At 72.0% G+C, this 21,472-nt stretch carries 19 protein-coding genes; 9 read left to right on the forward strand and 10 right to left on the reverse strand.

The genetic code is table 11. The features are described from left to right. Positions 1-16: 16 nt before the first annotated feature. Complete coding sequence (locus tag OG538_RS01245; RefSeq protein ID WP_406089233.1) at positions 17-2,131, reverse strand: MMPL family transporter; 2,115 nt, start codon at positions 2,129-2,131, stop codon at positions 17-19. Positions 2,132-2,212: 81 nt separating this feature from the next. Between OG538_RS01245 and OG538_RS01250 the strand changes: the two genes are divergently transcribed. Further along, on the forward strand, positions 2,213-2,722 hold the full coding sequence (locus OG538_RS01250; RefSeq protein ID WP_406089235.1) for a MarR family winged helix-turn-helix transcriptional regulator: 510 nt from the start codon (positions 2,213-2,215) through the stop codon (positions 2,720-2,722). 10 nt (positions 2,723-2,732) lie between these two features. Here the strand turns inward: OG538_RS01250 and OG538_RS01255 are convergent, their stop codons facing one another. Genes OG538_RS01255 through OG538_RS01270 form a run of 4 tightly spaced genes read right to left on the reverse strand, consistent with a single transcriptional unit; the run spans position 2,733 to position 7,104 of the window. Next, positions 2,733-3,161 (reverse strand): DUF742 domain-containing protein, encoded by a 429-nt coding sequence (locus tag OG538_RS01255; protein ID WP_406089237.1) that lies wholly within the window; start codon positions 3,159-3,161, stop codon positions 2,733-2,735. A 15-nt stretch (positions 3,162-3,176) separates the two neighbouring features. After that, positions 3,177-3,614 carry a roadblock/LC7 domain-containing protein gene (locus tag OG538_RS01260; protein ID WP_406089239.1) on the reverse strand — a complete coding sequence of 146 codons (438 nt, stop codon included), beginning with the start codon at positions 3,612-3,614 and terminating at the stop codon, positions 3,177-3,179. Then, a complete protein-coding gene (locus tag OG538_RS01265; RefSeq protein WP_406089241.1) occupies positions 3,611-6,178 on the reverse strand; it encodes a nitrate- and nitrite sensing domain-containing protein in 2,568 nt (855 codons plus the stop codon). The genes OG538_RS01260 and OG538_RS01265 overlap by 4 nt, the downstream gene beginning before the upstream one ends. Positions 6,179-6,237: 59 nt before the next feature. Next, complete coding sequence (locus OG538_RS01270; protein ID WP_406089243.1) at positions 6,238-7,104, reverse strand: MHYT domain-containing protein; 867 nt, start codon at positions 7,102-7,104, stop codon at positions 6,238-6,240. A gap of 159 nt (positions 7,105-7,263) precedes the next feature. Between OG538_RS01270 and OG538_RS01275 the strand changes: the two genes are divergently transcribed. After that, positions 7,264-7,863, forward strand: a complete 600-nt coding sequence (locus tag OG538_RS01275; protein ID WP_406089245.1) for a class I SAM-dependent methyltransferase — start codon at positions 7,264-7,266, stop codon at positions 7,861-7,863. A gap of 30 nt (positions 7,864-7,893) precedes the next feature. Here OG538_RS01275 and OG538_RS01280 read toward each other — a convergent pair whose 3' ends face one another. Further along, positions 7,894-8,796, reverse strand: a complete 903-nt coding sequence (locus OG538_RS01280) for an oxygenase MpaB family protein (RefSeq protein WP_406089247.1) — start codon at positions 8,794-8,796, stop codon at positions 7,894-7,896. Between the two features lie 162 nt (positions 8,797-8,958). On the opposite strand from OG538_RS01280, the gene OG538_RS01285 reads away from it, so the two are divergent. Continuing rightward, a complete protein-coding gene (locus tag OG538_RS01285) occupies positions 8,959-9,267 on the forward strand; it encodes a hypothetical protein (RefSeq protein ID WP_406089249.1) in 309 nt (102 codons plus the stop codon). Positions 9,268-9,365: 98 nt separating this feature from the next. Further along, a complete protein-coding gene (locus OG538_RS01290; protein WP_406089251.1) occupies positions 9,366-10,328 on the forward strand; it encodes a hypothetical protein in 963 nt (320 codons plus the stop codon). Positions 10,329-10,699: 371 nt separating this feature from the next. On the opposite strand, the gene OG538_RS01295 is transcribed toward OG538_RS01290, so the two are convergent. The 3 genes from OG538_RS01295 to OG538_RS01305 all read right to left on the reverse strand — a co-directional run bounded on the left by OG538_RS01295 (position 10,700) and on the right by OG538_RS01305 (position 12,588). Continuing rightward, positions 10,700-11,242, reverse strand: coding sequence for an MOSC domain-containing protein (locus OG538_RS01295; protein WP_406089253.1), 543 nt, complete (start codon positions 11,240-11,242; stop codon positions 10,700-10,702). Positions 11,243-11,257: 15 nt separating this feature from the next. Beyond that, positions 11,258-11,440, reverse strand: coding sequence for a hypothetical protein (locus tag OG538_RS01300; RefSeq protein ID WP_406089255.1), 183 nt, complete (start codon positions 11,438-11,440; stop codon positions 11,258-11,260). Positions 11,441-11,535: 95 nt separating this feature from the next. Then, entirely contained in the window at positions 11,536-12,588 is a 1,053-nt protein-coding gene (locus OG538_RS01305; RefSeq protein ID WP_406089257.1) for a fatty acid desaturase family protein, read from the reverse strand. A gap of 255 nt (positions 12,589-12,843) precedes the next feature. Here OG538_RS01305 and OG538_RS01310 point away from each other — a divergent pair, with 255 nt between their 5' ends. From OG538_RS01310 to OG538_RS01325, 4 genes are all read left to right on the forward strand, one after another. Beyond that, positions 12,844-15,753, forward strand: coding sequence for a DEAD/DEAH box helicase (locus OG538_RS01310; protein WP_406089259.1), 2,910 nt, complete (start codon positions 12,844-12,846; stop codon positions 15,751-15,753). After that, positions 15,750-17,108, forward strand: coding sequence for an SWF or SNF family helicase (locus tag OG538_RS01315; protein WP_406089261.1), 1,359 nt, complete (start codon positions 15,750-15,752; stop codon positions 17,106-17,108). Before OG538_RS01310 ends, OG538_RS01315 begins: the two co-directional genes overlap by 4 nt. Positions 17,109-17,252: 144 nt before the next feature. Beyond that, positions 17,253-18,602 (forward strand): esterase-like activity of phytase family protein, encoded by a 1,350-nt coding sequence (locus tag OG538_RS01320; protein WP_406089263.1) that lies wholly within the window; start codon positions 17,253-17,255, stop codon positions 18,600-18,602. A 293-nt stretch (positions 18,603-18,895) separates the two neighbouring features. Next, complete coding sequence (locus OG538_RS01325) at positions 18,896-19,486, forward strand: N-acetylmuramoyl-L-alanine amidase (RefSeq protein WP_406089265.1); 591 nt, start codon at positions 18,896-18,898, stop codon at positions 19,484-19,486. 22 nt (positions 19,487-19,508) lie between these two features. Here OG538_RS01325 and OG538_RS01330 read toward each other — a convergent pair whose 3' ends face one another. Beyond that, on the reverse strand, positions 19,509-20,054 hold the full coding sequence (locus tag OG538_RS01330) for a helix-turn-helix domain-containing protein (protein WP_406089267.1): 546 nt from the start codon (positions 20,052-20,054) through the stop codon (positions 19,509-19,511). Between the two features lie 113 nt (positions 20,055-20,167). Here OG538_RS01330 and OG538_RS01335 point away from each other — a divergent pair, with 113 nt between their 5' ends. Then, on the forward strand, positions 20,168-21,397 hold the full coding sequence (locus OG538_RS01335) for a benzoate/H(+) symporter BenE family transporter (protein ID WP_406089269.1): 1,230 nt from the start codon (positions 20,168-20,170) through the stop codon (positions 21,395-21,397). Positions 21,398-21,472 lie beyond the last annotated feature (75 nt).

The following is a 21,472-nucleotide window of genomic DNA, read 5'->3' on the forward strand; positions in this document are numbered from 1 at the left end:
CCGGGGCCCGGATGCGTCACCCGCCTGAGCCGGCCCGCTCCCCTCCGGCCCGGATCCGGCTGATCCTGCTCGGCCACCAGGCCTTGGGGCCGATGTCCACGACCAGGGCCGGTGCCAGGAGCGAACGCACCACCAGAGTGTCCAGCAGCACTCCGAAGGCCACGATGAACGCGATCTGGGCGAGGAACGCCAGGGGGATGACGATGAGCGCCGCGAAGGTGGCGGCAAGCACCACCCCGGCCGACGTGATGACCCCGCCCGTGCTGACCAGCCCCCGCAACACTCCCTGGCGCGCCCCGTGCTCCAGCGCCTCCTCCCGGACCCGTGACATCAGGAAGATGTTGTAGTCGACGCCGAGGGCCACCAGGAAGACGAATCCGTACAACGGCACCGACGCGTCCGTACCGCTGAATCCCAGGACGTGCTTGAAGACGAGCGACGAAACCCCGAGGGTCGCGAGGAAGTTGAGGCCCACGGTGGCCACCAGCAGGACGGGGACCAGCACCGACCGCAGCAGCCCCATGAGGATCAACAGAATGATCACGAGTACCACCGGCACGATGATGCCGCGGTCGCGTTCGGCGGTCTGCTGCGTGTCGTACTGCTGAGCGGTGTAGCCACCCACGAGCGCCTCGGCTCCCGTGACGCGGTGCACGGCGGTACGCAGACGCTGGACCGTCGCCTTGGCGGCGTCGCTGTCCGCGGCATCGTCCAGGGTCACGTCGATCCGTACCCGGCCGTCGACCACGAGGGGCGGCCCCCCGCCCGGCCTGCCGGACTCGGTGACGGCCGCTGCTGCGGCGACGCCGGGGGTTCGGGCGGCCGCGGCCGTCACTTCGTCGACGCGGTCGGCCGCCCCGACCACCACGGCGGGGTTGCCGGAGCCGCCGGGGAAGTGTTTGCCCAAGGTGGCCTGGGCCGAGACCGACGGGGCGTCGTTCACGAAGATCTCGTCCAGGGGCACGCCCTGCGACTTGAGCGTGGGGGCGAAGGCCGCACAGGCGACGAGGACCAGAGTGGTGGAGACCCACACCTTGCGCGGGGACCGGTCGACGCGGCCTGCGACCCGGCGCCAGATGCCGTGGCCTCCCGACTCCTCGTCCGCCGGGCGCGGCTTGGCCGGCCAGTAGGCGGCCGGACCACAGAGCACCAGCACCGCGGGCAGGAACGTCAGTGTGCTCAGCACCGCACAGACGATGCCGATGGCTCCGACCGGCCCGAGTGCCCGGTTGTTCGTCAGATCACTGAGCAGCAGCGCGAGGAGACCGAGCGCCACGGTGGCCGCGCTCGCGGTGATCGCCCCGAAGGAGCGGCGGAGTGCGGCGAGGGCGGCGGCCGTCCGGTCGCCGTGCCGCGAGAGTTCCTCCCGGAAGCGGGCGGTGAGGAGCAGGGCGTAGTCGGTGGCCGCCCCGATCACCAGAATGGACAGGATGCCCTGGACCTGCCCGTCCACACGGACGACGTCGTGGTCCGCGAGGACATACACGACGGCGCAGGCCAGGCCGAGGGCGAGGACGGCACTGACGATGATCAGGAACGGCAGCAGCAGACTGCGGTAGACGAGCAGGAGGATCACCAGCACGGCAGCCAGCGCCACCCCCAGGAGCAGTCCGTCGATCCCCGCGAACGCGTCCTTGAGGTCGGCCTGACTGGCCGCGGGACCGGCGATCTCCGCCGTCGTGCCCGGCACGGAGCCGGCCGCGGTGCGCACCCGGTCGAGGGTGTCCGGCAGTGCGTCGCCCAGGTCCGAGCGCAGTTGTACGACACCGGAGAGCGCCTCACCGTCCTCGGACGGCTTCACGGCCGACGGCTTGCCGACCACACCGGGTTGCCCGGTCAGGGAGGCGAGCGCCCGGGTGGCGGACTCCTGCGCATCGGCCGGGATCCCCGCCGGCCGGCCGGCCCACACGACGATCGCGGGTACGGTCCCCGACTTCTGGAACGCCTTCTGCTCCTCGGAGACCTTGGTCGACTCGGCGCTGCGCGGCAGGAAGGCCGCCTGGTCGTTCGTGGCCACCTCGCCGAGCTTTCCGGCGTAGGGACCCAGCGTCCCTCCGATGCCGAGCCAGACGACGAGCAGGGCTACGGGCACCAGCCATCGGACGATGCGGTGCCGCGGTACGGGCTTCATTGCTTCCCCATGGGTCGATGCACGACAGATGTCTCTCGGCCGTTGATTATCTCAATGAGTGAGAGATATTACTCTGGGGGGATGCGCACCGCAGACAGAGGCCCGGACAGAGGCATGAGCGACGGGCCCACCGGGCTCCAGTCGTTCGCTGTGCTGCTGCGCCGGATGACCAGCGAGTTCAATCGCATCACCCATGAGTTTGCCCAGGCACAGGGCCTCCACCCGACGGATGTGCAGGCTCTCATCGCCATCCTGGACGCCGACCACGACGAGGCGGGCTCGGCCATGACTCCCGGGAGGCTGCGCGAACAGCTGGACCTCACCTCGGGTGCGGTGACGGCGTGTCTGGACCGGCTGGAGCGTGCGGGGCACATCTACCGCGTCAGGGACGGCGGCGACCGCCGGGTGGTGCGCCTGCATTACGCCGCTGCGGCAAAACTGGTGGCCCGCGACTTCTTCAGGCCGCTGGCGGCAAGTACCGATGCGGCCCGGGGGCAGTTCGACGAGGACGAACTGCACGTCGTCATCCGCTTCCTGCAGGCGATGAACGACGAACTCACGCAGCTGAGGGGCAGCACACCGCAGATGTAGTCAGGGGCCCTCAGAGCGCGCGAAGACCGTTGATCACCTCGCGCAGGATGCGCTCATCGGGCAGCTGAGCGGGTGGCACCGGGCGGCTCACCGTCACGTACCCCGATTCGAGCAGGTCGCCGAGCAGCACCCGGACCACGCCGACCGGCAGGTCGGCGTCGGCGGAGAGCTCGGCGACCGACTGGGTCTCGGTCCGGCAGAGGGCCAGCAGCGTCCGGTGCTCGGGACCCAGCAGCGCGTCCTCGGCGCTCCCCGACACGGTGTCGTCGAAGGTGACGAGCGCGATCAGGTCGAAGCGCGCGCCGCCCGGGCCCGGTTCGGTCCGGCCACCGGTCATGGCATACGGACGGACGAGCGGCCCCGCATCGGCGTCGTACCACTGGCTGCCCGGCAGCTCGAAGGGGTCGGGGGCCTCCGGGCCCCTGTCTGTCCTGGACACTGCTCTTCCCGCCCCTCAGCCGGCTGCCGACGGGTGCCCGGCGAAGCGCGCCGGGGTACGCAGGTGCTCACCTACGCGTTTGACGAGGCGGGCCATCTCGTAGGCGACCAGGCCGATGTCCGCGAAGGCGGTGCTGAGCACGGCGAGGCACGACCCCTCCCCCGCGGCGGCGACGAACAGGAAGCCGTCGTCCATCTCGACCATCGTCTGCCGCACGTCGCCCGCGCGAAAGTGTCGTCCCGCGCCCTTGGCGAGGCTGTGGAACCCGGAGGCGACCGCGGCCAGGTGCTCGGCGTCCTCGCGGCTCAGCGCGCTGGACGCACCGACCGCGAGCCCGTCGCCGGAGAGCACGACAGCGTGCCGGACCTCTCCGACGCGGGTCACCAGGTCGTCCAGCAGCCAGTCGAGTTCACCGGATCGGCGGGCCGCCCCGGTCCTCTCGTTCGCGATCATGCGGGGTCTCCTTCGCTGAGCGGGCGGGGTTGGGTGGTGCCGGAGGCTGCCGCCGGGACTCCGGGGGCGGCGCCGCCGCCTCGTACCCAACCGGCGCGGTAGGCGGTCATGCGGTCCCGGGCCTCTTCCGGGGTGCGGTGGGCGTTGCCCTCGGCCGGTCCGCCGGCACGGGGCGGTTCGGGCCGGGGCTCTTCGCGCAGTTGGGGCACGAGACTGGCCTGCCGCACCCGGCGGGGCAGCGTCTCGTCGTCCTGCTCCCCGACCGGGGGCTGCGGCGCAGGCGTGGCTTCGCCCTTGCCCTCCGCCGGGCGGGGGCGCAGCGAGGTCACCTGGGCCGTGGGGGCGGTGCGGGACTCCAGCGCCGGGACCGCGACCGGTGCGGGGAACGCCGTGTGCGGCGGCCGTACGGCATGGGGGCCAGGCCCGAAGGAGGTGCGTTCGTGAGCGTCCCGGCGCTCGACGGAGGCCTGCTGCGGCGCAGCCTGCTCCTCGGCGGGCGGCAGTGCCGTCTGCAGGAGTGCCGTCGGCAGCAGGACGACCGCCGTGGTGCCGCCGTACGCGGAGGTGCGCAGCTGGACCTTGATCCGGTGCCGTACGGCGAGCCGGCTGACGACGAACAGGCCGAGCCGGTCGCTGTCGAACAGGTCGAGCGCCTCCGCCTGCTCGATACGCCGGTTGGCCTCGCCGAGCAGTTCGACTCCCATGCCGAGGCCGCGGTCCTCGATCTCCAGGGCGTAGCCGTTGCCCACGGGTTCGCCGGTGATGCGCACCTTGGTGTGCGGGGGCGAGAACTGCGCGGCGTTCTCGACCAGTTCGGCGAGCAGGTGGGTGAGGTCGGCGACGGCGGTGCCCTTCACCGCGGCGTCCGGGAGCCGGCTGACCTCCACCCGGGCGTAGTCCTCGATCTCGGAGACGGCCGCCCGCACGACGTTGGTGAGGGACACCGGCAGGCGCCAGGCCCGCCCGGGCGCAGCGCCGGACAGGATGATCAGGCTCTCGGCGTGCCGGCGCATCCGGGTCGTGAGGTGGTCGAGGCGGAAGAGGTCGCTCAGCTCGTCGGGGTCGTCCGCCCGGCGCTCCATGTTGTCCAGGAGGTTGAGCTGGCGGTGGACCAGCACCTGGCTGCGCCGGGCGAGGTTGACGAAGACCCCGGAGATCCCGTCCGCGAGCTCGGCCCGCTCGACGGCGGCGCTGAGCGCGGCGCGATGGACGGTGCCGAGTGCCTCGCCGACCTGGCCGATCTCGTCCTGGGAGGCGAGCCCCGGCGGAGCCTCGGCGCGGATGTCGAGCTCTTCGCCCGCACGCAGGCGCTGCATGGCCAGGGGCAGTTTGCGCCGGGCGATCTCCAGGGCGCTGTTGCGCAGGCTGACCAGTTCCACGACGAGCGCGCGGCCGATGCGCACGGAGATCACGAGGGAGGCGGCGACTGCGACGCACCCGAAGATCACGGCGGCGCCGGACGGGCTGAGCAGTCCGTGGGTGAGGGGGTCCGCACGGTCGGCGGCGCGCTCTCCCGCGCCCGCGCCGATGCGGTGCAGTTCGCCGCGTACGTCGGCGGCAGCGCGCTGCCAGTCGGTGGCGGGCACCGCTGCGGCAGCCTCGCCTCCGGGTGCGGCGGCGAGCACCTTGTCCTCGGCCGTCCGGATGGCGCGGTAGGCGGGCAGTGCGGTGAACTCCTGCCAGGCGGTGCGTTCGGTGGCGGGAAGGTCGGCACCGGCGGTCTCGGTGAGGCTGCGCCGGGTGTAGACGGCGCCGGTGAACTGCCGCAGTGGGCGGTCCTTCAGGGTGCCGTGGCGCGCGGCGGTGGCCAGCAGGGCGTCCTCGCGGGCCAGCATCTCGTCGGCGCGGGCGAGTTCGAGCAGGACGCGGGCGTCGGAGCCGAGGGCGTCGTCCTGGATTCCGGTCAGGGCTCCGGAGACGGCGAAGGCGGCACTGACCGTCGAGGTGTAGCGGTCGTACAGAGCGTTCTCGTCGCCCGCGGCGCCCTTCCTGGCGCCGTCCCGCAGGTCCTGCGCGAGGGCCAGGAAGTGGTCGAGCCGGCCGGCCACTCCCCCAGGGAGGTTTCCGGTGTCGGCAATGGTGTGACCGTCGTCGAGCCGCAGTGCGTCGAGGGCGGCGTCGGTGCGGCCGGCCCGCTCGTGCAGGGCGGAGGCATGCGCGCTGCTGGGGTCGGCGGTCTGGAGCATGGCGGCCCTGCGTTCGTCCTGGAGGGCTGACACCGCCGCGGCGACCGGTGCCCTGACTTCTTCGTCGACGCGCTGCAACTGCCGTAGCCGGGCGACGTCCTGGGCCGTGGACACGGTGGCGAAACCCCAGAGGGCGAGCAGGGAGACGACGGGCAGCATGAGCAGCGAGATGATCTTCGCTCGCACGGTCCTGGGACGCAGCGTCCACCGTCCGCGCGGGGCGGATATGCCGTACGCGGGCAGCGGTCCGTCGTGCTCGGCACTCTCGTCGGCCGGCGGTCCTGCGTGCGCGCGGCGGCCTCGGGCCGGAGGCGTCGGCGAGGTGGCGGGCCGGGTGTCGGACGCACCGGGGTCCGGCGTCGTGCGGGGTGGGCGCATGGCCTCCTCGTTCCGGGTCGGAACTGGGTGGGTGGTGGTGGGGCGGGCCGGGCCGCTCGTCAACGGGTGCCGACGGGTGCACCGGTGCCGACGGGCGACACGTCGGAGCCGCGGGCGTCGCGCCGCGGCCGGAGGTCCGGGCCGCGTCCCGCCGTGGCGTCGGCCGGTGCCTGCGCACGGCCCGCATGGGCGTACGCGGCGCGTTCCGGCGCGGTCGGGGAAAGGGCCACGAACGCCGAGGTGAGGAAGAGGTAGGAGCCGAGCCCGACGGCGAGCGGGAAGATGAACTGCATCGCGGTGGCCCCGTGAAGTGCGGCCCCCGACGGTGTCACCTGCACGGTCACGGCCAGCATTCCGGTGTAGTGCATGCTGCTCACCGCCGCTCCCATTACGAGGGAGGCCAGGGTGACGGCACGGGTCGATCTGATGTTGAGCGCGGCCCAGAGAGCGGCCGTGGCCGCGATGACCGCGATGACGACGGAGAGGAGGACCCTCAGCGGGTCGTAGTGGATGGTGCCGTGCAGCCGCAGGGCCGCCATGCCGAGATAGTGCATGCTGGCGACGCCGAGCCCGGTGGCGAACCCGCCGAGCAGCAGCGCCCTGGTCCGGTCGCGGCTGTAGCCCACGGCGAAGACGCCGCCACCGACCACCACCATGGCGCCGAGCAGGCTGAGGAAGGTCAGCGGCACGTTGTAGCGGATGTCGGTGCCGTAGACCCCGAATCCGAGCATCGCGACGAAGTGCATGGTCCAGATGCCCGAGCCGATGGCCGATGCGGCCGTGATCAGCCAGTTGCGGCGCGAGCGCCCGGTCGTGTCGAGCGCGCGCACGGTGCAGCTCAGACCGAGCGCGGCGCCGATGCAGGCCATCGCGTACGACAGCAGAGGTGTCAGCCAGCCGAAGGTGGCGTGGTCCAGGTGTCCCATGACTCGAGGACGCTAGTCGCGCCGGGGTGCGCGCCCGGGGCGCATTCGAAAGCTGCCGAAATATGACAGAGAGATGTTCCCAGACGATCGCAGCATGGTCGAACATGCACATCGATTCACGACGTTTCGTTCGGACGGCGGCTGCGCGATCATGTCCGTATGGCCGATGACCACACACCCGTCCAGGACTTCTTCACCGCTCGCGCCGCGGACTGGGACACGCGCTTCCCCGACGACGGCCCTGCCTTCGCCACCGCGGTCGCCGCGCTGGGGCTCCGCCCGGGCGATGCCGTTCTTGACGCGGGGTGCGGTACGGGGCGGGCGATGCCGGCCCTGCGGGCGGCGGTCGGTGCCGGGGGCATCGTGCTGGGCGCGGACCTCACCGCGGCCATGCTGGAGTCGGCGGCGCGCGCGGGACGCGGCGGAAGCGGGCTGTTGATCCAGGCCGATGCCGCCCGGCTGCCGCTGCGGCCGCGGACCCTGGACGCGGTGTTCGCGGCCGGGCTGATCTCGCACCTGTCCCGGCCGGGCCCCGATCTGGCCGAACTGGCCCGGGTGGTGCGGCCGGGTGGGCTGCTGGCGCTGTTCCACCCGATCGGCCGGGCGGCGCTGGCCGCGCGGCACGGCCGGCGGATCACGGACGGCGATCTGCGCGCCGAGCCGAACCTCGGCCCCCTGCTGGCCCGTTCCGGCTGGCGCCTCACCTCGTACGTCGACGAGGTGAGCCGGTTCCTCGCGCTGGCCGAGCGGACTGGGTGACTGGGGCGACGGCGCGTTCCGCTACCGGGGTCACTCGGCCTGGGCGGCCGGCCGGCGAAGGTGGCGAACCGGGCAGCCGCCGATGCCCGGGGTGGGGAACGTACCGAGCGCGGCCACCTCGTATCCGTCCGGGTACCCCTTGATCTCCGGGTTCTGCCGGGCGTGGTGCGGCTGGGTACGCGGCGGCAGCAGGCGGACCGCGCGGGCTCTCAGGCGCAGGGAACCGCGGGTCAGCGAGCGGGCTGCGGCGCTCGGCCTTTCGTAGCGGAAGGCCCTCAGCAGCGAGTCGTCGAGGAGGGCGAGGCTCGCGCCGCGCACGATCGGCGCGAGAGGGCGCGGATACCAGGAGGCCATCAGCTCCAGCGTCGCGTCCGACACCGCGCGCGCCCCTTCGTCCCAGCCGAAGTGTGCGTCTTCGTAGGTGTCGAGGGTGCGCTCGAAGTCCTCGTACGTCTGCGGCAGGTCCTTGATCCCCATGTGGGCGCCCAGGGTCCGGTAGTAGGCAGCACAGGCTCGCAGTTCGTGGTCGGACAGCCGGCGCCATCCGTAGGTGTCGAGCCACCGCTTCGGGGTGACGACGAAGGTGCACAGCACGTAGCGCATGTCGTCGTTGCTGATGTCGAAGCTGTTGTGCATCCGGTTGATCCGGCGGATGGCCGTACGTCCCGGGTCGCTGTCGAATCCGTGCTCGACGACCGTGTCCAGGAGGAGCGCCGTGTCGTCGTACCGCTTCTGGGAACGTTCCGTCAGCTCGGCCGTCTCCGCCAGGAGTCGGCCGATGCCGGGCACGGCATACGTGCGGTACAGGGCCAGTTCGAGGGCCCGGGTGATGTCCCAGGGGAACTCGTACGTCGCCGTGATCCGGTAGATCTCCAGGAAGTCCCGCTCCGGATCGAGCCGATGGATCTCCCTCAGCCGGTCGTATCGCTTCACCGAACCGTCCCCCTTGCCCAGGTCGTGTGTCCCAGCGTACGTGCGGGGGCAGGACGATGAGTAGGTACGACGGACAGGGACGGCACCTGATGCGCGGTCCGTACCCCACACACGAGCGCGTGGCGCGGACCCCGGCCCACGCGTCGACGAGAGGCGGCCCCCATGACCAGCATGTTCGGCATACTCCGCAGAGCCGTGACCCCGGCGCGCAGGGACGGACCGTCCGCACCTGCCCCGCGGGCGCCGGAGCGCCGGCAGCACAATCTCTTCGAGGCGGCCGCCACGTTCGTCGCCGCGTCGGCGGAGGACGACCAGGACCGGATGGACGAAGCGAGCGCCTGGGTGTCACCGGAGGCGCTCTCGTTCGGTGTAGGCGAGCTGGCCTGCCGGGCCGTCATCGCGCTCGCCCGCGAGCGCGACGAGTCGCCGGAGACGGTGGCCCGTTCGCTGCTCGGCCTGGCCGACGGCTGAGGGCTGCCGTCCGGTTCGTCGCCGGGCCGCCTGCGTCCTGCCTTGTCAGGGCCTCGACGAGCGGGTTACCCACTGGTTAAGGTGCGCCGACGACAACCATGACGGAAGAGGAGGGTGCAGTGGCCGGGACGGACAACACAGTCGCCGACGACGACGCACTGTACGTGCTGACTGCGGTCCTGCTGACCCCTGCGCAGTTTCCGAGCGTCCTCGGGGACGACTACCCCGCAGCCTGTGCGGCCCTGGGCCTGGAACCGTACGCCGAGGGATACGGCCTGGTCCTGGGCCAGGACGGTGACGGGGCCCGGTGGACCGTGGTCGTCGACGACGTGTCCCTGGTGGCGGTGGCGATAGCGTCCTGGGACTGCGGGATGGAGTACGACCTGTCGCCGGACGACCGCTCGGTGGTCTGCGCGCTTCCCGGCTGGCCGCTGGCCGTGGCCGTCGCCGCTCCCGGGGTGAGCGCTCCGCACGATCCGGAGCCCGACCCGGATGCGGAGGGGGAGGATCCGCCACCGCTGACACCGCCCGACACCGACGCGTGGGGGCCCGCCCAGCGCCGGCTGGGCGCGGACGCGATCGCGCTCCAGTGGGCGGTCTGGCGGGAGCAGCTCGACGCCGAGACGGCGTTCGCGCCGGCGGGCGGCGGGAGCGGGGACGGGGCCGCCGAAGAGGCCGGCTCCGGCGCAGCCCCTGCCGCCGGACCGGATTCCGGTACCGGCGTGGCCGGCGCCGATGCGCCCGGGAGCAGCTCCGGCACACGGAGCCCGCAGGACAGCGCCCCGTCCGGGATACATCCCGGTGTACGGAGAGCTCTCAGCGAGGCCCGCAGCTATATCGACGCCCCGCCGCCGCCCGGCCGTGTGCGTTCCTCCTTCGCCCCGGGGGACGCCCGGATGATCCGCGCCGACGGCCCCGGCTGGTCCATGGTCGCCAGGACCGACGACATCGCCTTCCTGCTGCTGGACGAGGTCCCGGGCGAGATCCTGCCGGTCGGACGCGGGACGGAGCTGCCCGGTCTGCTCAAGGCCCTGGACGCAATGGCCGTACGACCGTCCTGAGAGCGCAGGCTCACCGGCCGCGTGCAGCCGTCCTTCGATGCAGCCGACGGTGGCCGCGGCGGCCGCCGCGGGCCCTTCCCCGGAATCACACAGGATCAGGGAGCAGGGTCCGGGGCGTGCGCCTGCGAGGAGGAGGGAGCCCCTGCGGAGCACGGGTGACCGACGACAACGCCGCAGGTCCAGGGGCCGGACCCCGCGAGCCCGGCGTGATCCCCACGAACGAGAGACCCCAGGAGCGCCTCCCGAGGGCGGGGAGCGCATGCCGGGGCGGTTGCTCCGACCGCGTCGCGCCGTTCTGCCCGACATCCGCCCTCGTCCCGGCCGTCGGGGCCCGGAATCCCGGGATCACGGGCCCCGACGGCCGGCTTCGCTCAGACCCGTTCCAGCGGCCGGTGCGGCTCCGCGGGGAGTTCGACCCTGATCGGGTCGCCGGGACGGACCACGCCGCCCTCGGCGACCACGCTCATGATCCCGGACTTGCGGACGACGGCGCCCGCCTCGTCCCGGCCGACGACCTGCTTGAGCAGCCCGTTCTGGAAGGCGTCGATCTGCAGGCACGGATTGCGCAGCCCTGTGACCTCGACGACGGCCTCGTCACCGAGGTGCAGCAGGGTACCGACGGGAAGAGCCAGCAGATCGACACCACTGGTCGTGACGTTCTCCCCGAGGTCGCCGGGGGCGACGTCGAAGCCGGCCTCGCGCAGCTCGTCGAACAGTTCTTGCTGTATGAGGTGGACCTGGCGGAGATTCGGCTGGGTGGGGTCCTGCGCGACCCGTGAGCGGTGTTTGACCGTCACCCCTGCGTGTACGTCTCCCTCCACGCCCAGCCCGGTCAGCAGGGTCACGCTGTCCCGGTTCGGCTTGGTGAAGCTGTACGTCTCATTGCTGCTCACGACGGTGACTGTCCCGCTCACTGCGCAGGTCCCCTCTCAGCGGCCTATTTCCTTACGCGTGATCCTACGAAGCCTGCGGCGCTGACTCGGGTCCAGGGCCAGGTACGCGATCGCGGGAATTCCGATGAGCACCAGCAGGGACAGCCAGAACCCGATGAACGGCATCAGGACGACTGCGACGACGACTCCTCCGATGGCGATCTTTGCGCTGTTCGACATCGTCCACGCCTCCTTCGCGGCCCGTGGCCGCTCCTGCTGTGAGAACGCCTGTGGGCGCCCATCGGTTCCAACGGCCGCGTACGCGTGCCGGGCGATCACCTCAGTGGGGCGCCGACCTCGTGCATGTGCTCCAGCGCCTGCCGGTAGGACTCGATGAGCCCGGTCTCGGCGTACGGCATGCCGAGGGTCTCGCAGTGGGCCTTGACCAGGGGCTGGGCCAGCCGCAGATGCGGACGCGGCATGCTCGGGAAGAGGTGGTGCTCGATCTGGTAGTTGAGCCCGCCGAGGAACCAGTCGGTGAGGGCGGCGCCCCGCACGTTGCGCGAGGTGAGGACCTGTCGCTGCAGGTGTCCCCAGCGGTCCCCGTCGGGGTCGGGCATCTCCATGCCCTTGTGGTTCGGAGCGAAGGCCATGCCGAGGTGGAGGCCGAAGAGCGCATGGTGCACGAGCGCGAAGACGATGGCCTTCCCGGGGGACATGACGGTGAGCAGCAGCGTCGCGTAGAGGCCGAGGTGGGCCACCAGGAGCGCGGCCGACAGGAGACGCTCCCTGACGGGCTGCTGCCGCAGGTACTGGAAGCCCGAGATCTTCAGGGCGATGCCTTCGAGGAGCAGCATCGGGAAGAACAGCCTGGCCTGGTTGCGGGTGAGCCAGCGGGCGAAGCCCTCGCGCTGCGCCGCCTGCTTCTGGGTCCAGACGAGGGCGCCGACGCCGACATCGGGGTCCTTGTCGATGTGGTTCGGGTTGGCGTGGTGACGTACGTGCTTGTCGTTCCACCACGCTTCGTTCATGCCGAGCAGCAGGTTCGCGTGGAACAAGCCGATGGTCCGGCTCACCCGTCGGTCGCCGGTGATCTGAGCGTGCCCGGCGTCGTGTCCGACGAACGCGGTGCGGGACCAGAAGATGGCCAGGGGCACGGTGAGCAGCAGGGTCCACCAGGTGTTCCCGAGCAGCACCAACGCGGTCAGTACCGCGCCCAGCGCGACCAGGTTGGCGGCTATGCCCGCCGCGTACCAGCCGGTGCGCCGTTCGAGGAGCCCCTGCCCCTTGACGGCCCGCAGCAGTGGCGCGAAGTCGCTTCCAGTACTTCCGACACTTCCGTCACTGTCGCGAGTTCGTTCCGCGACGGTGGTTGCGGCCTGAGGCATGATGTCTCCGGTCTTATAGGTGCGCTGACCTGATGAAACGTACGGGTCGCAGATGTATAGCAGCCATGGAGCCACCACCCGAGTTCCACTGGTGCCAACCCCCTGATTCCGACGGGGGTCTGGCTACACCTGGCAGACATAAGGTGCATTTGTGAGTGACATGAATCACGTTCCGCGACCCGCCCGTGGCGACATCGAAGGAGTACCCTCGGCGACCTCGGCCCACTAGTCAAATTTGAGGACTCTGACATCGCTGTGCACCGTCTCCCCGCAGCAACGCTCTCCGAGATCTCCGCACTCGCCGGCTGCTCCGTGGTCTTCCTGCCCGCGGATCCTGCCCGGACCGGACGGATCGCCTTCTGGTATCCGGACGGCAGCAGTCCGCCCGAAGCCCCCGGAACGGTCGAGGAAGTGACCGTCACCGGCGCGGATGCCCTGCCGTACGCGGTGCCGGCGCGGATCCTCCCCGTGAGGGACGCGCTTGCGGTGCTCACCCGCGCCCGGACGGCGGCCCATGCGTCGGCCGCAGCCCTGTTCTGGGGGGCGGCGGGGCTGCTGGCCCTGCAGTTCGCCGCCCGAGGGCTGCTGCTGCCGGGACTGAGCGCCACGGATCACGACGCGTGGCGGGCCGGCCCGCTCACGGCCGACGACCGGACACGGATCCGCACACTCGCCGCGTCCATGCCGCCGACCGCCCACGCGGCGCCCGTCGACGCCCTGGCGCAGCCCCTGCTACTGCCCGAACCGGAGTGGTTGGTAAGGGAGTTCCTCGACGCGGTCGCGGACGGGCTGCCGCGCACACCCGGCGCCCCGCTCGCCGCGGGTGGCCGGGCGTTCGCGGCGGACGCGCCACAGCATCTGCCCGGTCAACGCGCCTGGGTCACCGATGTGGCCGCGGGACACGACGCGGGCATCCGGCTCTCGCTGCGCGTCGAGGTGTCGGGCCTCGACCGGACCGGTGAGGTACTCCCGGGGCGGCCATCCGCCCCTTCCTTCCGGGTCGTTCCGCAGATCCACGGCGTGAGCGACCCGACGCTGGTCGCCGACGCCGCCGAGGTCTGGGCCGGTTCGGGACCCGCCGCCGCGGCCTTCGGGCCGAAGGCCCGGATGGACGCCCTGGTCATGCTGCGCCGGGCCGCCCGCGCCTGGCCTCCCCTGTCCCCCCTGCTGTCGGCGGCCGTACCGGACGCCGTGGAACCGGCCGACGACGAGATCGCCGAACTCCTCGGCCCCGCCTCACGGGCGCTCGCCACCACGGGCGTTCAGGTCCACTGGCCCCGGGAGCTCGCCCGCAAGCTGACGACGCGCGCGGTGATCGGCCCCCCGGACGACACGGACTGCGGGGACGGCGGGGACACCCGGAACGGGCAGCCCGCCCGGAACGCGTCCGACACCGCTCCGCTCCTGGCCACCGATTCCCTGCTGAGCTTCGACTGGTGGTTCGCACTCGGTGACCACAAGCTCAGCCGTGCCGAGCTCGACCGGCTCGCCGAGGCGGGGCGGCCGCTGGTGCGGCTGCGCGACCAGTGGGTGCTGATCGACCCCGAGGAGGCGCGTCGGGCCCGGGAGACGCAGGACCGCAAGGTCACCCCCATCGACGCGCTCAGTGCCGTACTGACGGGCTCCACCGAGGTGGACGGCCACCGCGTCGACGTCCGGGCGACCGGCTGGCTGGAACGCCTGCGGCAGCGGGTCGCAGACCCGGAGTCCCGGCAGGCGGACGAGCCGTCGGTCGCTCAGCCGGCCGCACTCACCGCGACGTTGCGGGACTACCAGGTCCGTGGCCTGAACTGGCTGCACACGATGACGTCGCTCGGGCTCGGCGGCTGTCTCGCCGACGACATGGGGCTCGGCAAGACCATCACGCTGATCGCCCTGCATCTGCACCGCCAGACCCTCGACGGGGCCGCCGGACCCACTCTGGTGGTCTGCCCGACCTCGCTGATGGGCAACTGGCAGCGGGAGATCGAGAAGTTCGCCCCAGGCACTCCCGTCCGCCGCTTCCACGGCGCTTCGCGCAGCCTGGACGGCCTGGTGGACGGCGAGTTCGTCCTGACCACGTACGGAACGATGCGGCTCGACGCCCCCCGGCTCGCGGCCGCGCGGTGGGGCATGGTCGTCGCCGACGAGGCTCAGCACGTCAAGAACCCGTACTCGGCGACAGCCAGGCAGCTGCGTACGATCGGCACACAGGCGCGGGTCGCCCTCACCGGCACCCCCGTGGAGAACAACCTCTCCGAGCTGTGGGCCATCCTCGACTGGACCACCCCCGGCCTGCTGGGCAGGCTCGGCACCTTCCGCACCCGGTACGCACGCGCGGTGGAGGGCGGCAGCGACCCGGCGGCGGCCGAGCGCCTCGGTGCTCTGGTACGGCCTTTCCTGCTGCGCCGGCGCAAGTCCGATCCCGGCATCGCCCCGGAGCTGCCGCCGAAGACCGAGACCGACCGCGCGGTGTCGCTGACGCCCGAACAGGCGGGCCTCTACGAGGCGGTGGTGCGGGAGACGCTGGCAGCGATCTCCGAAGCCGACGGGATGGCCCGGCGTGGTCTGGTGGTCAAACTGCTCACCGCGCTCAAGCAGATCTGCAACCATCCCGCGCAGTACCTCAAGGAGGAGGATCCGAAGGTCGCGGACCGTTCAGGAAAGGTGGAGCTGCTCGACGAGTTGCTGGACACCATCCTCGCGGAGGGCGCGGGCGTCCTGGTGTTCACCCAGTACGTGCAGATGGCCCGGCTGCTGGAGCGCCATCTGGCGGCGCGCGGGATCGGGACCCAGTTCCTGCACGGCGGGACGCCGGTGGCGCAGCGGGAAGCGATGGTCAGCCGGTTCCAGTCGGGCGGGGCGCCGGTCTTCCTGCTGTCCCTCAAGGCCGCTGGAACCGGGCTCAATCTCACCCGAGCCGGCCATGTGGTGCACTTCGACCGCTGGTGGAACCCGGCCGTCGAGGCACAGGCCACGGACCGTGCGTACCGCATCGGGCAGACCCAGCCGGTGCAGGTCCACCGTCTGATCACCGAAGGCACGATCGAGGACCGGATCGCGGAGATGCTGGCCCGCAAACAGGGGCTCGCGGACGCGGTGCTCGGTTCGGGCGAGAGCGCCCTGACCGAGCTCAGCGATGCGGAACTGGCCGATCTGGTGGAGCTGCGAGGGGGCGCACGATGAGCGAGGGATACGAGCCGGACGCATACGGCGACGGCGACGACGGCTACGGGCAGGACAGCACGGTGCCCGCCCAGGAGCGCACCTTCGCCGCGTTGCCACCGGCGCAGGGACGCGGCTTCGCGGAGTCCTGGTGGGGCCGGGCGTGGCTGAAGGCCCTGGAGGACACCGCGCTCGATGGACAACAGCTCAAGAAGGGTCGCCGGTTCGCCCGCGAGGGCCGGGTCGGCGCGGTGTCCGTGAGGCCGGGCCGGATCACCGCGATGGTCCGCGACCGGGACGAGAGCGGCTACCGCAGCGACGTACTGCTCCAGGAGCTGACCGAAGAGGAATGGGACCGTTTCCTGGACATGGCCGTCGACCGGGCCGGGCACATCGCCGCGCTGCTCGACCGGGAGATGCCGCCGCATCTGGTCGAGGACGCGGCGGCGGCGGGTGTGGACCTCCTGCCGGGAATCGGCGACCTCGACCCGGAGTGCGCCTGCGAGGCCTGGGACCACTGCCCGCACACCGCCGCGCTCTGCTATCAGGTGGCACGGCTGCTGGACCAGGATCCGTTCGTCCTGCTCCTGATGCGGGGCCGCGGGGAACGGCAGCTGCTCGACGAGCTCCAGGTGCGGATCGCCGCCAGGGCTGCGGGTCACGCACCGTCAGCCACCCTGGACGAGCCTGCCGAGGAGGCCGGGGACCGGGCCGTGCGCGGGATCCCCGCGACCGAGGCCTACGCGGCGGCCGGCATCCTTCCGCCGCTCCCCCCGCCCCCGGCGCTGCCCGAGGGTCCGGGGGCGGCTCCCTGCCTGGACACGGAAACCGACCCCGAACCGGGCGTGGACCCGACGGCCCTGGAGATGCTCGCCACGGACGGCGCGGTGCGCGCGCACCGGATGCTGGCCGAGGCGCTGGCGCCCGGTCACGGACAGCAGCCGGTCCCGGCAGCCCTGACACCCGGACAGGACGCCGTACGGCTGGCGGCCGAAGCGCGACCCGAACCGTGGATCGTGAACCGGCTGGCGACCGGATCGGGCCGGCAGCGCGCCGGCCTGCCGGCCGCGGTGCGTGCCTGGCAGTACGGCGGCGCGGCCTCGCTCGCCGTGCTCGACGAGGAGTGGACGCCCGACACCGCCGCACTCGCGCGGGCCAGGACGCGGCTCGCCGGCGCCTGGGAGGAGGACGAGGCCCCCCGGCTGCGGGCCGAGCGCAACCGCTGGACGTCGGCGGACGGCACGGTGCAGCTGCGCTACGGGCGGGACGCCCGCTGGTATCCGTACCGCAAGGAGAGCGGCCGCTGGACTCCGGCGGGGCCTGCCGACGAGGATCCGGCGGCGGCCTGGGCGGACGCGGCCTCCGCGGACGGGTGACAACGGCTCAACGGCGGCGGGCGGCTGCACAGCACCCCGGCCCGCCGCCGCGTTCCGCCCGGGAGTTCAACTCGATGTCACCGCTCGTTGAGGAGCGCGGCGCAACGTGACGGCCGTCAGATCCTTTGCTCCTCAGGAGGCCTCATGTCCGCGCGTGTCGTCCGTCGATCCCTTGCCGTCGGGCTGCCGCTCGCCCTGCTCGGCACGGTGTGCGTCGCAGGCACCGCCACCGGCGCGCAGGACCGGAGCCACCGCCCCGAGGACACCGCGCGGGTCGTCGCGAGCGCCCTGCTCGGAGACGTCCCGCTGGCCGGCTTCAGCAACGGACTGCTGCCCGGGTCCGTGGGGGACGACCGCGGTGTGATGCTCGGCGGCATCGGAAGCGACCTCTACCCGGCCGGTCGCAAGGGCGAGTTCTGGACCGTCACGGACCGCGGGCCGAACGGCCAGATCAAGGTCGACGGCGGCAAGCGGCGCACCTTCCCCGTCCCCGGGTTCGACCCGGCGATCGTCAAGGTGCGGCTGAGCGGCAAGCGCGTCGAGGTACTGCGCTCCCTCCCGCTGACCACGCGGTCCGGAGCTCCCGTCACCGGTCTCCCGAACCAGGCGGGGCGGGACGAGGCCCCGTACTCCTACGACGCGAAGACGCCTCTCCCGTACGACCCGAACGGTCTGGACACGGAAGGCATCGTCCGGGGCGCGGACGGTTCGTTCTGGCTGGTGGACGAGTACGGCCCGTCGCTGGTGCACGTCTCCGGGAGCGGCCGCGTGCTCGCCCGTTACGTCCCCGAGGGGCTGAACCTCAAGCATGCGGACTACCCCGTCGTGGAGGCCCTGCCCGGCATCCTGCTCCACCGGAAGACCAACCGCGGCTTCGAGGGCCTGGCGCTGCTGCCGGGCGGTGATCTGGTGCTCGCCGTCCAGAGCCCGCTCTCGCTGCCCGATGAGGACGCCGGCGAGGCCTCACGCAATGTGCGGCTGCTGCGCTTCTCCACGAAGAAGCGGGCGGTCACTGCAGAGTACGCGTACCGTTTCGACGCCGTGGGCGTCGTGGATCCCGGTGAGGACGACACGTCCGAGCTGAAGATCTCCTCGGTCGTCGCGGTCGGCGGCAACGACCTCCTGGTCGAGGAGCGCACCGACCGGGCGGCCCGTCTGCACCGCGTCACACTCCCCCGCGGCGCCGGCATCCTGGGCTCCCGCTGGGACGTCCCGGCCGCCTCGCCCTCGTACGAGGAGCTGGCGGACCCGGCGGCCGCAGGCGTCCCGGTGCTGCGCAAGAGCCTCGTCGTCGACCTGGGCAAGGTCGCGGGCGTGCCCGGGAAGATCGAGGGTGTGGCGGTGACGGGCCCCGACACGCTCGCCCTGATCAACGACAACGACTTCGGGATGACCGACGGGGCGGGCGCCTTCGACGCGGACGGCCGGCTGGTCGACTCCGGCATCGAGACGTCCGTGTCACTGCTGAAGCTGTCCCGCCCGCTGACGCACTGACGGGCCGAAACGTCGTGGCCGCCGGACCACTCCTTCCGGCGGCCACGAAGTCGACCCCTCTTCGCCGTCAACTCGCCCTCGCCCGTGCCGATTTCACTCTTCCGGTCTTCCGCCGGTCGCGCGGCGCCCGTACGGTGGGGCGCGCACGTTGCTCGGCCGCACATCGGACATCACATTCCGGTCATCGGACAGGGGGAGTCACCGGATGTCGGGTGGATCGGGTCCCGAGCCCCGAATCTGTCGACCGCCGTCGTCCCCCGCCTGTCGTCCCTCCCCCACACCCAGGAGTACGCATGGACCGCAGAAGGATCCTTCAGGGCGCCGCGGCGACGGCCGCGGGGGCGCTCATTCCCGCCTCCGTCCGCGCCAGCGCGGCGACGACCGGCGACACGGACTACCCGGCGGCCCACTGGGTACCGGCCTCGACGTCCAACTACACGGTCTCGAGCCGGCCTTCGGCCTATCCGGTGCAGTACGTGATCATCCATGTCACCCAGGAGACGTTCTCGGACGCAGTGGCGATCTTCCAGAATCCGGCGAAACAGGTGTCCGCGCACTACGTGGTGCGCTCGGGGGACGGTTACATCGACCAGTGCGTACGGGAGAAGAACATCGCCTGGCATGCGGGGAACTGGGACTACAACACCCGAAGCATCGGCATCGAGCACGAGGGCTACGTCGACCAGCCCGCGTACTTCACCAACGCCATGTACGAGAAGTCCGCCCTGCTGACCGCGTCGGTGTGCGACCGCTACGGCATCCCCAAGGACCGCGCGCACATCCTCGGCCACGCACAGGTGCCGGGTACGGACCACACGGATCCGGGTCCCAACTGGGACTGGGTCCGCTACATCCGCATGGTCAACCTCCTGGGCGCGGCGTGACCCGCTGACCGGGGAGCGGCTCCTACGGGCCCTCCGCGACCGGGCTGCGGACGAAGAGGATGCCCTCCACATCACCGTCGGGTGCGCCGTAGACGTGGGGCGTGTCGGCCCGCCAGTGCGCGGAGGCGCCGGGGCCGGCCGTCCTGGTGTCGTGCGGCGGGCCGACGACGGCCGTGCCGGTCAGCACCATCAGGCTCTCCCGGGTACCGGGGACATGCGCCTGTGACTCCTGGACGGCGCCTGCGCGGATGCTCACGCGGAACACGTCGGTGACCGCTGCCTCGTCCTCGAACCGCTCCAGCAGGACGGCGGTCACGGCGCTCCCGGAGACACCCGCAGGGGTCGCGCCGCCCGTGGGCAGTGGGTCGCTCAGTACCGCGCTGAGCGGCAGGCCGAGCGCGGTGGTGAGCGCGTACAACGTCTCCAGGGTGGGATTGCGCGTCCCGCTCTCCAGCTCCGAGAGCGTGCCCTTGCCGACACGGGAGCGACGGGACAGCTCCGAGAGGGACAGGTCCCGCTCCTGCCGCAACGTGCGCAGCCTGCGCCCCACGTCCTCGTTCAGTCCCATCGGTTGTGCACCCGTTCCCCTGTCCTGGTTGACGGGCGTCGGCCCGCCTCTCTAGTGTTCCATATACGGAACGTTCCGTATATGGAACGCTCACCTCAGGAAGTGGCTCACTCATGTTCGCGATCACCCGCATACGCACGATCGCGCCACCGTCGGCCGTGGCCGCCGGACTCATCGCCGTGATGGTCGGGGTCACCAGTTCGGCGGCGCTGGTCTTCACGGCCGCGCAGGCGGCGGGGGCGGACTCGCGCGAGATATCCTCCTGGATGCTCGCGCTCGGCGTCGGCCTGGCCTGCACCTGCATCGGACTGTCGCTGCGCTACCGCGCCCCCGTCGTGACCGCGTGGTCGACGCCGGGAGCCGCGCTGCTCACGACCGGCCTGAGCGGTGTGCCGATGGCTCAGGCGGTCGGCGCGTTCCTCTTCTCGGCTCTGCTCATCCTCGTGAGCGGGGTCACGGGCTGGTTCGGCCGTCTGATGGGCCGGATCCCGGTGCCACTGGCGGCCGCGCTGCTCGCCGGGGTGCTGCTGCGTTTCGGAACGGGCCTGTTCAGCACGATGGACGGCGGGTTCGCGGTCGCGTTCCCCATGTTCGTGCTCTATCTGCTGGGCCGGCGCGTGCTGCCCCGGTACGCGGTGCTGCTGGCGCTCGCCGCGGGTGTCGTGGCCACCGTCTTCACCGGCGGCTGGCGGCTGGGCCAGGTCCGACTCGCCCTGGCCACCCCGGTGTTCACAACGCCGGAGTTCGACTGGAAGGTCCTCGTCAGCGTCGGCGCTCCCCTGTTCGTCGTCACGATGGCCTCGCAGAACCTGCCCGGCGTGGCCGTGATCCGCGGCGCCGGCTACGAGGTACCGGTCTCGCCCCTGATGACGTGGACCGGCGCGGCCAACGCGGTGCTGGCGCCCTTCGGGGCCTTCGGCCTCAATCTGGCCGCGATCACGGCGGCCATCTGCACGGGCGAGGAGGCGCACCCCGACCGGGACAAGCGGTACCTGGCTGCCGTGTGGGCGGGCGTCTTCTACCTCTGCGTCGGGCTGCTCGGCGCGACCGTCGCCTCGCTCCTGACCGCGATGCCGCACGAACTCGTCCTGGCGATCGCCGGGATCGGCCTGCTCGCCACCATCGAGGCCTCGCTGTCGGCGGCACTGGCCGACAAGGCGTCCAGGGAAGCGGCCGTGGTGACCTTCCTCGCCACCGCTTCCGGCGTGACCCTGCTGGGAATCGGCTCCGCGTTCTGGGGCCTGCTGGCCGGACTGGTCACCGGCGCGATCGCCTCGGTGGGCCGCCCGCGCCGCAAGGAGCCCGCACCCGAGCCGCTGCCGGACGAAGTCCGCGTGCACTGAACCCGCCGGCCCTGCCCCCTCCTGTCCCGTCCGTGGGACGGGGTTGCCCCGGACGGCGGGAGCGGGGTGGGATGG

Origin of the sequence: Streptomyces sp. NBC_01013 (genome assembly GCF_045162765.1) — a bacterium.
GTDB lineage: Bacteria > Actinomycetota > Actinomycetes > Streptomycetales > Streptomycetaceae > Streptomyces.

What these genes read in the sequence shown, in the direction of transcription:
- OG538_RS01245 (WP_406089233.1), bottom strand. Translation starts at nt 2,131, where the DNA reads ATGAAGCCCGTACCGCGGCACCGCATCGTCCGATGGCTGGTGCCCGTA.
- OG538_RS01250 (WP_406089235.1), top strand. Translation starts at nt 2,213, where the DNA reads ATGCGCACCGCAGACAGAGGCCCGGACAGAGGCATGAGCGACGGGCCC.
- OG538_RS01260 (WP_406089239.1), bottom strand. Translation starts at nt 3,614, where the DNA reads ATGATCGCGAACGAGAGGACCGGGGCGGCCCGCCGATCCGGTGAACTC.
- OG538_RS01265 (WP_406089241.1), bottom strand. Translation starts at nt 6,178, where the DNA reads ATGCGCCCACCCCGCACGACGCCGGACCCCGGTGCGTCCGACACCCGG.
- OG538_RS01270 (WP_406089243.1), bottom strand. Translation starts at nt 7,104, where the DNA reads ATGGGACACCTGGACCACGCCACCTTCGGCTGGCTGACACCTCTGCTG.
- OG538_RS01275 (WP_406089245.1), top strand. Translation starts at nt 7,264, where the DNA reads ATGGCCGATGACCACACACCCGTCCAGGACTTCTTCACCGCTCGCGCC.
- OG538_RS01285 (WP_406089249.1), top strand. Translation starts at nt 8,959, where the DNA reads ATGACCAGCATGTTCGGCATACTCCGCAGAGCCGTGACCCCGGCGCGC.
- OG538_RS01290 (WP_406089251.1), top strand. Translation starts at nt 9,366, where the DNA reads ATGACGGAAGAGGAGGGTGCAGTGGCCGGGACGGACAACACAGTCGCC.
- OG538_RS01300 (WP_406089255.1), bottom strand. Translation starts at nt 11,440, where the DNA reads ATGTCGAACAGCGCAAAGATCGCCATCGGAGGAGTCGTCGTCGCAGTC.
- OG538_RS01305 (WP_406089257.1), bottom strand. Translation starts at nt 12,588, where the DNA reads ATGCCTCAGGCCGCAACCACCGTCGCGGAACGAACTCGCGACAGTGAC.
- OG538_RS01315 (WP_406089261.1), top strand. Translation starts at nt 15,750, where the DNA reads ATGAGCGAGGGATACGAGCCGGACGCATACGGCGACGGCGACGACGGC.
- OG538_RS01320 (WP_406089263.1), top strand. Translation starts at nt 17,253, where the DNA reads ATGTCCGCGCGTGTCGTCCGTCGATCCCTTGCCGTCGGGCTGCCGCTC.
- OG538_RS01325 (WP_406089265.1), top strand. Translation starts at nt 18,896, where the DNA reads ATGGACCGCAGAAGGATCCTTCAGGGCGCCGCGGCGACGGCCGCGGGG.
- OG538_RS01330 (WP_406089267.1), bottom strand. Translation starts at nt 20,054, where the DNA reads ATGGGACTGAACGAGGACGTGGGGCGCAGGCTGCGCACGTTGCGGCAG.
- OG538_RS01335 (WP_406089269.1), top strand. Translation starts at nt 20,168, where the DNA reads ATGTTCGCGATCACCCGCATACGCACGATCGCGCCACCGTCGGCCGTG.